This window comes from Paenibacillus sp. J5C2022 (assembly GCF_025567625.1).
Classification (GTDB): Bacteria; Bacillota; Bacilli; order Paenibacillales; family Paenibacillaceae; genus Pristimantibacillus.
This window is the reverse complement of sequence record NZ_JAOQJC010000004.1, coordinates 160,217-174,222: the sequence shown is the minus strand read 5'-3', so window position 1 is coordinate 174,222 and position 14,006 is coordinate 160,217. Positions and strand designations below refer to the sequence as shown.

Below are 14,006 nucleotides of genomic sequence, written 5' to 3'. Positions count from 1 at the left end.
CCTAATTGTGAGATTCAAACACCTGAATTTCGGATAGACCGATACATCCCCCCTTATGATCGCGAGCCTTAAATTTCATCCATGTGATCGTCTTCGGCTCGAATTCAATCTGCGTGGCGGAACCATTAGTGCGGATTCGCTCTATTGGCACACAGCTCCCGTCGCTGAAGAACAGAATTCCCTTCATGGGAATACCAGCATCGTAGCCGCCCAGCAATTCCTCATTCCCTCCGTATCTGCCGAAGACGTTTACACGGGCGATCGTGACTTCAGAACCCCATTGCAGCATGGCCCAAGGACTTTCTTCATCACGGGATACCCATTCACCCACATCGCGGATTCCGAATATGCCGTCCGTCAAATTAGCGCCGGCATACTGCCCGCTTTTCTCCGAAGATACCGTGACAACCGCTTTCGACGCTATATTATCCGATTCGAAGTTCATGGTGGTCACGACAGCAGCATCACACGGTTGAGACAAATTACCTTCTCCATCATAAGCTCTCACTGTATACGTATAAGTCGTATTCGGCAGCAGACCTACGTTCAGGAAGCTCGTCATGGTTTCCACCAGGTCTTTGATCTCCACGCCGTCTCGATACACCTTATAACCTCGAACCCCCGTAAGATGATTATCTGATTTGATCCATGACAGCGATACGCGCGTATTTCCGAAAGCAGAGGCTTTCAACGATGAAGGAGCTGCTGGCGCGGATTCAGCCGATATATGGCCCGGCATGGCTTCAGCCCCCCCTGAAGCGAGCCCTTTGCGACCCACAGCCACAGCCCGCACCTTGTAGTAATAGCGGTGCTTCAAACCACTGATAACCTGTTCGTCATAATAATACGGCTTCGAAACGGAAGCGATATAATGACCGGCCCCCGGTACGAAATCGGCATTGATGTCCCTGAAAACCTCGTAGAAACAGCATGTCCGATCAAGGGCTGGCTCCCATGACACTATGGTTCCCGACTTATCAGTCACAGCGGACAAACCGGCAACTTGCCCTGGTGCGCTTCCGTGTACAAGTCGGAGCGTAGTCCAGCCATGTCCTTTGATTGTGAACGATACCGTTCCGTCTACTGGACGGAGCAAACTTTTGTTATTTTCAACAACATCTGTCATATACGCAAAATCGGGAGTCAGCAATCTAGACAAATCAACCGTCACATGTGTGTCTTCTCCCAAAGTCTCATTAAATCGCAAAATAACGCCTTCACCGTTGGCTTCAGCCAGTTTAGCTGTCGTTAATATGACATTGTCCCGATCTATCGTCAGGAACTGTCCCGTTCTCCCCCCAAGTCTCCCTTCCTGCCTGTCCGCGATGATGGCAGTCTTGAGTGGATTGGCGGCGTTGATGCCGAATTTGTCTGTCCTTCCTTCCTTCCAGTCCGCACCCTTACGAGGCTGGATGGAATAACGGAAGGTCATCGGACCTGGCTGCGTAAACGGAAAATTGGTGCTCCATAAATTATCGTAAATCCATGAATATACCCACGGTTTTTCCGTTTGATAGTATTTATCCCAATGACAGGTTCTTCTGCCCCCGTATTGAACAACCGAAGCATCAAGCGTGGAGAAGCCTATCCCGTAATGATCCGGGCCCCCGATGTCAATCCAGCGGTTAACCGTGTAGAAGTCGGTATTGGACCAGAAAAACTGATCGGTCTTGGTGGTAATATCGGGATCTGTATAGGGGCGCATCTCGCCAGTCGGCATCTCATGCTTAATGACGAATTCCGGCATAAGGAACGGGAACGTAAAGAAGGCCTCCTCGGCTATTTCCTGATACATGACAGGCGCTTCGCCCTTGAACACTTCATTGACAATATCAATTCGATCGAGATCCTCGTATAGTACAACGCTGCGTCTGATCCGATCCGCACCGCGTGCCGCTCCTTCGGAGACAAGCTTCCCCACCACTGCCCCCGTTTCCGAAGAGATGGCGGCCGACTGGATGGTATCCACCGAATAAACCTTATTCTCATAAAGCTCTTTTCTGGAGGTATAGTAGACATACTGATTCATCTTATGCTCCGAATCGGGATCGACAAGCTCGGCATTGCCGTTTTGCTTGTCCACGATGCTGCAGATCGAACCCGTCTCATCTAGTGTAACCTTGAAGAAGCGGTTCTCAATGCTGCGTGAATCAGCTATAATGCTTCTTCCCTCCGAATTACATTGAGCATTCGGCATGATCCGGTAACATTTGTATCCCAGCTTTGGAACATCGCGTGCAATGAAAACGGCCTTACCGTCTGACAATCGTTGAACCTCAACAGACGCTCCACTGCCAATATCCAAAAGTCCGCAATCCTCGAGCAGCTCTTGACGCTCCAGCACTACGATATCGCTTCGGTCCCAAGAAGCATGATTATAGACAACTATTGTTCGACCGTCAGCGGAAATTAGTCGATTCAGGTTGCCCAGCGCGTCATGCAACAGGCCGTCTGCCAGATTGCTCGCTTCAATCGCTTTGTTCCGCATCCAGTTAAATTGATCGTCATCGGCATAATATTTCCAGTTGGCCCAGGTATGTTCATCCGTCATCAGCATATCGTCATATGCCCGGAGCAAATCTTCATAGGGATAGCGCGTACCAGGTTCCAGTATGGAGGCTGCGGTGGCATAGAACTCGGCTGCCGGTATCTTCTCATGATTGGCGCGGCTCAAAGCCGTTTCATGCGCAACCTGCGGAGCTCCAAAATTCCAATAACTCTCAATTGTGCCCTGAAAAACAGGAATTTGAGCGGCGTAACGACTCTCGATATACGTAAAGAAATCCTCAAGATCAGAATTGACAAACTTGGGCGAAATATAGCTCCGTCCCTGTTCGTCTTTGCGCTCGTTGAGCTTCTTGATGTTGTTCATAATATTAGGTTCGACTCCGAAGTTGTCCCTGACCATTGTCAGATGCAGCAGATAGGCGTCATAAGGGTAATCCGCCGTTTGCCGATCCATGAATTTATCCGAAATAAGCCTGTAAACGATGTCGCTGTCGGCTTCCCGAATGCCGAAGTCATCAAAATGATAGACCGGACCGTCAAAGGTAAGCAGCTTGTTCTCCGGATTTTTCCCTTGAAAATAGAAAAGCCGCGGATAATGGGGATTATGCCCTTCAAAATAATTCCAGTTATTGTCCTGCAGACGCAGAGACAAATATTTGCAGCCGGCATCTACAAGCGCGTCTATATTGGCCCATGAGAATCCGGCATCATCCGTTTTTACGAATGTTTTGGCTGGCGGCGTGCCTAACATATCATTGAGGAAACGCGCCGAAATATAACTTTGACGCGCAATCTCCTCCGTACCCATGCCCTCCGACGTAAAATGCACATAGGCATATGGATAAGCAATTCGCCCCTCGGCAATATATTGCTTCAGCTTCTGAATCCAGTCTGCGTCTCTTGCCTTGAGCGCTGCAGCGTACAACATAAAAGAAGCTTCGATCGGATATTTGAATTTCTCCCCTTCTGCCCAATCTGCGGTTCGTTCAATATATTCAAACACCTCATCCAGATAACGGGGGTAGATGGTATGCTTCAATTCTTCCTGATAGTCGGTGTAGCCGATATCGGTATGCATATCGTGGGCGACATAGATCGTCCAGCGCTTGGCCTTAGGCAACGAAGCTGCAAATGTGGCAAGCGGGCCTCCGCCCTTATCCGGATGATCGGCAAATAGTTCCAACTGTACGCGATCCCCGTCCTGATCAAGCTCGGGGATGAGAAGTTTATGGCGACTTGAACCCGGGCTGATACAATCAAGTTTCTCTATTGTTGGAGCCTGGCTTCCAGCGAAAACCTTAACCCATCCGTCAAACGTTTCTCCTGCACATTCTATTTCCATCCAAGCTTCCGTTTTTATGGCGCCCCGATCCTCGACCATCCAAGGCGATTGCCTGATTCCGGTTATTTCGATTCGTTTTTGTATATGGTTCATGAACATTCCTCCAAGCATGCCGGTTGAGCCGGTTGCCGGGTGAATACATGCTGCATTCACCCGACATCGGCATCATCAATTGAGCGCTTTATTATTGAGCATATCTTTCAAATTGCTGTTGCTTAATTTCCAGATAGCGGCTAACTCCGATTTTCTCCAGATCCTGCAGGAATTTATCCCAATCCGCTTCGAAGTTCAATTGCCCCGTAATAAATTTCGACCGCGATTCCTTCAGATAGGCATTGAGATCCGTCAAAATCGTAGTGAGCTGTGACGTTTCCTTGTCCAGAGGGGCAAACGCCGTCCAATATTCTTCCAGTTTGAAGTTGTCCATATCGGCCGGATCGGAATTAATATCCTCTTCCACCGTAGCTCCCTTGATCTCGGCTCGAAGATTGACGTCCGGTTCCAAATAAGGGTAGCTGCCCGCAAATACATTATTCACATATTGGTAGGATCCAAGCTGAACGCCTCTTTCGTCGTTCATAATGGCGTCGATATAACGCGGCTTGCCGTCAACCATGACATAAGTCTCATTCTCAAGTCCGATTGTGGCAAAGTTGGAGCCTTCCTCTCCGTAGAAGAAATCAACCCATTTCAGTGTTTCTAGCGGATAAGGGTTATCCTTTGTTATGACGAACGCGCCAATGCCCCTAACAAGCGGGTCCGACCACGACTGAAGCTTATCTCCGTTGGGTCCAACAAGCGCATTGATGCCGACAAAGTTGTTTTTTGCCTTTTCGCCAATGAAGCCCGGATTGGACCAGGAGAATAATCCTACTTGGTCGCTGTCGCCGGCGGCCGACCATTTGGCATTTTCCTTCTCCGTAAATGTATCCTTATGAATCAAGCCATCCTTCCACAATCCGTTCAAATATTGCCAGATTTCCTTGAAGGCGGGATCGGTCGGAATAAACCTCACTTTACCGTTGTCTCCCATGTCAATCCATGCGCTGGCCGCCTGATTGCCTCTGTTGCCTAGTCCAAAGCTGCCAAAAAGCTGTCTCTCCAGCGTCCAGTCCATGGCGTCGGAAGGCAGATAGACCGGCACCTCGTCATTAGGATCGCCGTTCTTGTTCGCATCCTGCTCTTTAAACGCTTTCAGGGCGGCAGTAAGCTCATCCAACGTTTTGGGCACATCCAATCCTACATTATCCAACCATGTTTTGTTGATATAATATCGAAGCGATCCGTATACGGGAGATGACTCGAGATACGGCAGCGAATAGATTTTTCCATCATCCGACCGCATTGCCTTCTCAATTGTTGGATCTTTCTTCATTAAAGTCGTCAGATTGGGCATGGCCTGCGGAATCAAATCATCCAATGGAATAACAATACCTTGCTTTCCATATTTAGACAGTTCTTCCTGTGTAAATTTACTTTGGAAGAACGCATCCGGCCGATCGTTGGACGCGAGTAAAATGCCTTTTCTTTCATTCATATTGCTCTCCGGCATCTCTTCCCATTCAATGTGGACATTGGTCATTTCCTCGTATTTTTTCCACATCCACAAATCTTTGCTCGGCGGTCTGAAGTTGGAGAGATCGATAATTCCCATCTTTAACGTAATTTTTTCGTCCGTGATTTTATAAGGACTATCATTGGTTTGACCGTCCGTAGCGCTGACTGCAGGACTTGGAGAAGGCGAAGCTCCAGGTTCATTATTTTTTTGGGAGCAAGCTGCAATTGTAGTTGCAAGCAACATCAGACCTAGAGCGATTGACAGGTTTTTTTTCATTTTCAACAAACGTTCACCCCTTTTAAATTTTTGAACTCATATGATTTAACAATTGCGCCGCAAGCCAAGAGATCACCCGGGTTAGTTAACAATCTCAATCTTTTAAGCGCAATCATTTCATCCACTGTAAAGAATTCATCCTTTAACAGAGCCAACCAGAAGCCCTTCCTTGAAATGCTTGGAGACAAACGGATATAGGACCAGAACAGGCAAAGTCGTAATGACAATAGCGGCATACTTCAAGCTCTGCTGCTGCTTCAGCCTTTCCAGATAGTTCTGATCTGTCATAGTTGGGAGCAAATTGTTTAAATTATTATTAACCAGAATTTCCCTGAGCACGAGCTGCAATGGATATTTGTCTTTTTCCGTAATAAAAATAAGGGCGTAGAAAAAAGCATTCCAGTGATGGACAAAATAAAAGAGAATCATAATGGCAAGTACTGGCTTCGACAAAGGAAGAATGATGGAGAACAAAAGCCTGAAGTTGCCGCAGCCGTCAAGCGCAGCGGATTCCTGGACCTCCATCGGAATTTTGGTTTCAAAATAGGAGCGGATAATGATCATATTCAACACCACTACTCCACCCGGCAGAATAGCCGACCACATCGTATTCAGCATTCCCAGCTTATCGATGACAAAGTAAAGCGGGATCATGCCCCCGATAGCGCTAAAAAAGATTGTGAATGTGATGAAGAAGGAAAAAAAACGTCTACCCTTGAAGTCGCTTCTTGAAAGCGGATACGCACCCAGCACGGACAGTATCATACTAATAAGCGTACCGCTCACCGTGTAAACAATCGTATTGACAAAACCGATCCAAATATCCGGATTTTCCATTACAATCCGGTAGCTTTCCAGTTGGAAGCCCTTGGGCCACAACAGAAACGCCGCGTTATAAATCTGGTCCGGTTCGCTTAGCGATGCAATTGCAACAAACAGAAGCGGGTACAAAATAAGACCAACAAGAATGAACAGCCCTGTAAGGTTAAAGCAGTCAAACACTTTATCGCCAACCGAGTTTCTCTTCATATTCATGCCGTTCCGCCCTCCTACCAAAGACTGGTGTCGCTTACACGCTTGGAGACAGTGTTCGCCACCAGCAGCAGAGCGAAGTTGATCACATTATTGAATACCCCTACAGCCGAGGACAAACCGTATTCCGTCGCAAGTAAACCGCGCTTATAGATATAGGTTGCAATGATTTCGGAAGAGGACAGATTAAGATCATTTTGAAGAAGCAGCACTTTCTCGAACCCGACGTTCATCACATTTCCCAAATTCAAAATGAACATAAGAACAATCGTAGGAATGATACTGGGCAGCGTTACATGAATCACTTTGGCAAACCTTCCCGCTCCATCAATTTCCGCAGCTTCATACAAACTCGAGTCGATCCCCGCCATGGTAGCCGTATAGATCAGCGCAACCCAACCTGTGTATTGCCATACGCCAGACCAGACGTACACGTGCCAGAATGAATCGGGATTGGCCATGAAATCGATCGCTTCGCCGCCAAACAGCTTGATAACGCCGTTAATAATACCGTTGTCTGGATTCAAGAACAGCAAAACCATACCGCACACGACAGTCACCGAAATGAAGTTCGGAGCAAATGTAATGGTTTGCATGACATTCTTCAGCTTTGTTCTTCTCAACTCATGGAACATCAGGGCAAGAACAATAGGTACTGGAGTCGTTACGACAATGTTATACAGACTGATTCCAATCGTGTTCGTCAATATTCTATCGAAATAAAAAGAGGAAAAAAACTGCTTGAAGTTATCAAATCCCACCCACGGACTCCCGAAAATGCCTAAAGTCGGCAAGTAATCCTGGAATGCGATCAATACCCCGTTCATCGGCCAATAACTGAAAATAATGAAATACAATAGGACAGGCGCAAACATCACATACAGGCTAATATTCTTCTTCACACTTCGAAACGATGATGATGATGATTTCATAATCAAGATGAACCTCCCACTTTTGTGTAACCGTTTGCTATATTTGAATTATATAATAAGAATATAACTTTTACAACTATTTTAATATATTATAATTATTATCATTTGATATATCAAAGTTTCGAATGTTTATCAAACCAAGTCCAATCTTATTCATTCGCCTTGTGAGACGGCAAATCGATGCATGCATATGTCCAATCGGACCGAATGCTGCGCTAGCTTCTCTCCATGTAACAGTCACTCACTGCGATACTCGGCCCGTAGATTGACGAATAACTAAATTAGGCTCCATGACCGTCTTCACATAACAGCCGGTCTCTTGTCTTCCTTCAATGACGTCAAGCAAAATTTGAGTAGCCTGCTCTCCCATCATCGTTTCGGATTGTGATATATGCGAATACCAATTGTCCTCGACAAGACCAGATCCAGGGTTGTCGAAGGTTAACACTGAGACATCCTTTGGAATTTCAAGCCCAAGACTGCGGCAAATCGAAACAATATGGACCCCTAATCTTCCGTTTAAGGTAATGTAAGCAGTGGCCATATGATTTTTAATAAAGCGATAAAGAGGATGCGTTTCATCATTTTTTTTGTAATCCACATTGAAGTCCGTCAAAATCAAAGCTGGATTGATAAGTGTTCCATGCTGCTTGAGCGATTCCATGTATCCCGCTACCCGGTCTTCTACTGTAATCGTTGGCAATATGGTGTCTGAACAGATTGCAATATTGCGGTGTCCGTGCTTCCATAGATAGTCGACTGCCATCTTGCCGCCAATGAAACCGTCGGAACGCACGATATTAGTTTCAATTCCTGGAAAGTATCGGTCTAATAATACAAATGGAAAGCCGTTCGCTTTGAGCGATAAAATTTCTTCGTTGTACGTTTCCGCATCGCACGGAAAAATCAAAAGCCCCTTCACGCCGATTTGCAACATCTTCTGGATTGCCTCTTTTTCCCGTTCCCTAGAATTATTGGTCAATGTTATGTGTAATGGATAATCTTCTCCAGTCAGCTTACGGCTTACACCTTCAATCAGACGAAGAGCAAAATGATCTATAATCGCAGGCAAAATCAGACCGATTGACCGCCTCTCTTTGCCCTCTAAACCACTCGCAAATGTTGGAGAATCGGTAGCGATATTTTCAGTTACGGACGAAGATGCTCCAGATACGCCCTGGACCGATTCATTACTGCTTTCACTCACGAAGCTTCCCCTGCCGGGAACACGATAAATCCAGCCCTCCTTCGCAAGCTGAACAAGCGCGTTGACAACCGTAATTCGACTAACATTAAATTGTTGCATTAATTCCTTCTCAGGTGGAATTTTGTCGTGACTTTTCAATTCTTGGCTCTGAATCCGATTTTTAAAATACTCTTGGATTTGGACATATAGTGGTTGTCGCTCAATTGTCATATACTTTACTCCCTCATTCATTATAATAATATATATAACAATTATATCATTCTATCTATAAAATGCAAAAACAAACAATCAAAGAATGCCAAAACCATCCGCATATACCCGACAGAGATGTCGGCATATAAGCGGATGCTCCGAATCCAAGCTATTGATTTATATTAGGATGCCGATTCCAAGAAAGTAACAGGACATTACTTCACAATGAACTCGCATCATAAAGCCAGGTTTTTCACCCTTCCATACATTACTTGATACTCGGCGTCAAATACATTCCGATATACAACCTGCAGGCGACTGGAGGAGGCGTCAACGACTTTGCCGTTACCGGCATAGATGCCGACATGTGTAATATCCATAAATCGACCATTTTTCTCGTAGCTCCAGAAGATTAAGTCGCCGGCCGTTAGTGCATCAGCAGTTAGTGTCAGTCCATTATCGACGATAAAACGCGCCTGCTCTGCCGCCGTTCTTGGCAACCCGACCTCTAACTGCTTATACACCCACTGAATGAGATAGCTGCAATCTGTGTAGTTGCCCTGTCCGGCCTTTAGTTGGCTATAGGGATCGCCCAGCCGGCTCAACGCCAGTTCAACAGCCTGGCTTCCAAGCACCCCGGCTGGTAAGTCTGTTCGGATCGCTTCAAGTTCCCCCGATGACAAACCTGTATGCTCGTCTTTGCCGAGTAGCGCAAGCATCATGGGGCGAAATGCGGCTGACAACAATTCGTTCATGATATCAGTCTGTTCAGCATTGAAATCATAAAGGTCCGCTTGCCGCTCTGCCGTTCGGGCTGTAATCGACAGATGCAAGACGCGTTCAAATTCGGTTACCTGTTGTTGACCTATACTTCCATCCTCCTGCTCAATAGCGACCATTTCCGTATGCTCCAGCGTCTCCACATACGAATCGATCTGATTCATATCCCAATAGACCGTTTGCAGCATTTCGACCCGCCTGCTATCCATCGTTGCCACGTCAAAGCCCGCCGTGGACATGGACGTTTTAACCGCAAAAACGGCCAATACCTCTGGCCAGTTGTCGATGCGGCTGTTGTCCGCGCTGCCCGCGTAATGTATTTCTACGCGATCTACATCTCCAGCCGCCTGACGTTCCTGTAACAATCGAGCCTTAAAATGTTTATCCAGCTCCTCCACGATTAAAGTTAGCTTCTGTGTACCGGGCTCTGTATTTTCATCTGCCACGAAGATAGCAAACGGAGAGGAGAGAAGCGCTGCGATGATCATGATGATGCACAGCAGAATAATAACGCTGCTACTGACACCTAGTAATGCAGCCACTCCCTTCACCAGCAGCACAGTGGCTCGGACGAGCATTTTCATCATTCGAATATTCATTTGGGTGACCGCTCGTGCCGCTTTTATGGAATGCCGTGCCTGGATTGCGGTCTGGAGCATTCGCTTCTGCTGAGCTACTTGCTTATCTTCCTTACGAGCATGACCTGCCTCTACTGCGGTGTGATGAGCGGACTTGATCGTGCGAGCCACCATGTTCAGTGCTTTCCTTTGGCGAATCGTACCTTTCTGCTTCATCTTCCCCACAAACGGAGAAGGCGCTGCCGCCGCCATCTTCCGCCGCGGAGCACATCCTCTCCCTTTTATGTTGTGGTCAGCTTTGATACTAGCTGGTGTATATCCAACCTTCTTTTTTTCGGCTGGTTGCCTTTCGGGCAAGTGTTGAACCACCGCCATTCCCGAAAAGAACGGCGATTTACGTCTGGCGATTCTTGGTTGCTCCCCGTTAACTGGCCCCCGCATCAATCTGATAGGCATGCTCGCCCGCGAATCTCGGTCGGCTTCTCGATAAGAATGATATACCTGATCGGAATGGAGCCATCGATTTCGGACGGTGGTTGCAGCAACCATCGTTACGCGCATGCTGCTTCCTATTGCTCGCTGCAAATTCGCTTCATTGCGCTCCTGTATCTGCTCTGAGGAAGAAGGCGGGCGCTCCTGCTCCTTGTAACGGGCAGTATTGTTTCTTCGGAGTACTCCTCTCTGGAGTACGCGAGCCTGCTTGTTGAACTGCTTGATTGACTTGACTATACGTTTGGTTTTTAAGTTTTTCACTGCCGATGCCCTCCCCTACCTACCGGCTGCGTTCTGCTTTGAACTTAACGGGAGGGAATTGAACCTTGCAGTATTCGGGATACCGAAGACGGATTGCTTCAACAAAGTAGGGAGCAAAACCACAATCGAAAAGCTCGTGCGGAGTGGAATAACGTTCCGCTCCAGCCTGGCTCCAGCCATTCCAGAGATTAAATGCCAAACGGCAAGTACGGACAGAACTACCCGTTTGCCACGGGGCGGACAAGCCCTCCGGCTTAATCCCCCCGTTAGAAAAATCGAATACGTCGTGAATGTGCCCGCGGGTATCCTTGGATATACCCAAAGTGTAAAACAATGCGCGATGGTAGCCGTCAGCGTTCCGACATTCATCCAGCATCCGATAGTAGAAAGCTTCTTGTTCGGAGTCTCGGAATAGAATGGGCTTCATGTGCATTCTCCTCTCAAAATAATGGATAGAAGTATGAGACCAAAAAAGAGTTTCTACTATCCGTTTCATTTTGGAGACCAAATCGGGCATTTTACGCTCGTATTTCATGTTTAAATTTTGAATCATTCTATCGAATTTACTCCGATTTTAACAACCGTGCTAGTCGATTTAGTCCCCGTTCAATCGACTTACGAACGGTGCTCTCATCAATTAGCTCCGACCGCGCTATCGCAACCTTGCTCATCCCCAACATATAATGTGCATAAATGCGTTTCACCCACTTGTCTGGTAATTGACACAAGGCTTTGTACAATTCTTCACGGGTAGTCTTATGCAGCAGTAGCTCCTCTGGAGAAGCCGCATTGTGTAGAGCTTCTTGTTCAATGCCGTCCTCCCGATTCAGGGAGAAATAGGCGCGGTTTCGATATCGTTTTAAATTGTATGCGTTTTCATTTAATTCAAACTGTCTCAGCTCACGCGCCATCTCTTCTTCTACCTCCACCCAAATATCGGTTTGGTAGTAGGGATAGATTTCGCGCAGATTGATTTTGATCTTCATTATGTTCGCCTCCAGTTTGGTTTTTTTGAACAACCAAACTGGAGGCGGGGAACGGCAACCCCTGCTGCCTGCCCATCGCTTCCTTCGACGTCCAAGCAAACAAAAAGAACCTCCAGCTTGAGAGGTTCGGGCTACAACATATTTCGGCCAGCGCATGACCGATTGTCTCAAGAAAGCAGGCTGCCCACTACCGGCAGCTGGATATAGAAAAGAATTTATACAATCGTGCGTTCGAGGACTTCGCATATCTACCAGCTCCTGCCTGCAAGGCAGCACCGCCGTGATTGCTTGTCTCGAGTTGTTATGGTGCTCACCCAGATGCAAATAATGGATGATCGAACCTCAAGCCAGCTTTTCCAAACAGATAATTTAGTACTAAAGAATCATTGGGCTAAGCATCTAAATTAGGTTAAAATTCCCTTATACACAATGTTGCTTTATAGTCGGAAAATCACATAAAACCTCAAAAAAATGTTGATTCATGACGTAAGAAACAGAAAATCGACACCGTTTTCCGGGAGTATCTACTAGCAAAGGTCAATCATTTCAGGATGAACAACACCTTTAGACCCAGTTCGAAAAACGGAGGGAATATTAAAAAGAACAGCGGCTGGAAGACTCCTGGGTCTGCTTGCTGTTTGTATAAATAGCTGTTTATAAAAGGGGGGATTTGATAAAAGGAAGAATTCAATGATGCTGCCAGTCGCTCCGGTCCATTCATCGTTGTCTCTGTACCTGAATTTAGAAGGAGGACGCGTTTGATGAAACTAAGGAGTAATGAAACATTTTTCGTGGATGTGTTTCGCAGGTATTTCACCCGTGTTTTAAACTACTGCAAGAGGCTAATGAGGGGACCGGCTGTCGAGATGGCCGAGGAATGTGCACAAAACACCTTTGTACAGTTACAAGAGAATATCACGGCCTTGCAGGCTCACCCCAACCTTGCAGGTTGGTTGTACACGACCGCGCGGAATCAAGTGAACGCCTTATTCCGGAAGCTCTATCGACGACGGAAGCACGAAATTGCAATCAGCGACAGCATCGCCAATCAATTGACAGCCAACAGTTGGGAATTATACGAGGTATTAATCGCCACATTGGACATGGACAAAATGGTTCGTCATGTCTTGCAGCAGCTCAGCCGCGCAGAATCGGAATTTTATATCGATTACTTCAAGGATCGCCTTTCCATATACGCGCTCAGCCAAAAATACAACCTGTCGAAAACGGCTGTCACGACGCGCATCTATCGCTTGCGAAAGAAAATCAAGCAAGCGGCTCGCCAAGCTCTCTTTGGTTAAGCACTTGAGTACTTGATTCTACGATAAAAGGGGAGGAACTGGGCCAAGTGCCACAATTCCTCCCCTTTGAGGTTTCATCATGCTTAGAACCGACTGTCACAAGTATTTATATATTTAAACTATAATCCAATTAAACAACTATAGTTTCGAGACTCTCCCCCCCTCTCGATGTGTAGTCTACACTTTTAAGTGAGAGAGGTTGTGGTTGGATATGGCTACATTTACGCAAATCGTAGGAGCCAAAATTCGCCTGCACCGGATGGCTCACCATTTGACACAGGAGCAGCTTGGCGAACGCATTGGCATGGCGGGCAGCTATCTGGCTCAGGTAGAACGCGGCGAAATCAATGTCAAATTGCTTACGATTGAAAAAATTGCTTCCGGTTTACATATGTCTGTCCATGACCTGTTTGGCGATCAAGCAGGTAGCCTGCAAGAGAACCCCTTGATATGGGAGAGCGTCCTGCTGCTTTTGCAGCAGGACGAAGCCCGTCAGCGGCAGGCTCATCGTATTTTGAAGGCATTGCTGACGGAGGAGGACGGCCATTAGGCACAAAGGAG

General features: G+C 46.8%; 10 protein-coding genes. 2 read left to right on the top strand and 8 right to left on the bottom strand.

Going from position 1 to position 14,006, the window contains the following annotated elements; all coding sequences use genetic code 11:
- Position 1: 1 nt before the first annotated feature.
- From M6D81_RS04930 to M6D81_RS04895, 8 genes are all read right to left on the bottom strand, one after another.
- Entirely contained in the window at positions 2-3,943 is a 3,942-nt protein-coding gene (locus M6D81_RS04930) for a DUF7402 domain-containing protein (RefSeq protein ID WP_262675710.1), read from the bottom strand.
- A gap of 91 nt (positions 3,944-4,034) precedes the next feature.
- Entirely contained in the window at positions 4,035-5,684 is a 1,650-nt protein-coding gene (locus M6D81_RS04925) for an extracellular solute-binding protein (RefSeq protein ID WP_262675774.1), read from the bottom strand.
- Between the two features lie 135 nt (positions 5,685-5,819).
- Complete coding sequence (locus tag M6D81_RS04920) at positions 5,820-6,719, bottom strand: carbohydrate ABC transporter permease (RefSeq protein ID WP_262675709.1); 900 nt, start codon at positions 6,717-6,719, stop codon at positions 5,820-5,822.
- Positions 6,720-6,733: 14 nt separating this feature from the next.
- Positions 6,734-7,648, bottom strand: a complete 915-nt coding sequence (locus M6D81_RS04915; protein ID WP_262675708.1) for an ABC transporter permease — start codon at positions 7,646-7,648, stop codon at positions 6,734-6,736.
- 241 nt (positions 7,649-7,889) lie between these two features.
- Entirely contained in the window at positions 7,890-9,065 is a 1,176-nt protein-coding gene (locus tag M6D81_RS04910; protein WP_262675707.1) for a GntR family transcriptional regulator, read from the bottom strand.
- Between the two features lie 218 nt (positions 9,066-9,283).
- Positions 9,284-11,158 carry a C40 family peptidase gene (locus tag M6D81_RS04905; protein ID WP_262675706.1) on the bottom strand — a complete coding sequence of 625 codons (1,875 nt, stop codon included), beginning with the start codon at positions 11,156-11,158 and terminating at the stop codon, positions 9,284-9,286.
- 19 nt (positions 11,159-11,177) lie between these two features.
- Positions 11,178-11,711: a DUF6075 family protein gene (locus M6D81_RS04900; protein ID WP_262675705.1), complete on the bottom strand. Its 534-nt coding sequence runs from the start codon at positions 11,709-11,711 to the stop codon at positions 11,178-11,180.
- 10 nt (positions 11,712-11,721) lie between these two features.
- The gene (locus tag M6D81_RS04895; RefSeq protein ID WP_262675704.1) at positions 11,722-12,144 is read right to left on the bottom strand and encodes an RNA polymerase sigma factor; all 423 of its coding nucleotides are present in this window, start codon (positions 12,142-12,144) and stop codon (positions 11,722-11,724) included.
- 761 nt (positions 12,145-12,905) lie between these two features.
- On the opposite strand from M6D81_RS04895, the gene M6D81_RS04890 reads away from it, so the two are divergent.
- On the top strand, positions 12,906-13,445 hold the full coding sequence (locus tag M6D81_RS04890; protein ID WP_262675773.1) for an RNA polymerase sigma factor: 540 nt from the start codon (positions 12,906-12,908) through the stop codon (positions 13,443-13,445).
- Positions 13,446-13,656: 211 nt separating this feature from the next.
- Complete coding sequence (locus M6D81_RS04885) at positions 13,657-13,995, top strand: helix-turn-helix domain-containing protein (protein ID WP_262675703.1); 339 nt, start codon at positions 13,657-13,659, stop codon at positions 13,993-13,995.
- Positions 13,996-14,006 lie beyond the last annotated feature (11 nt).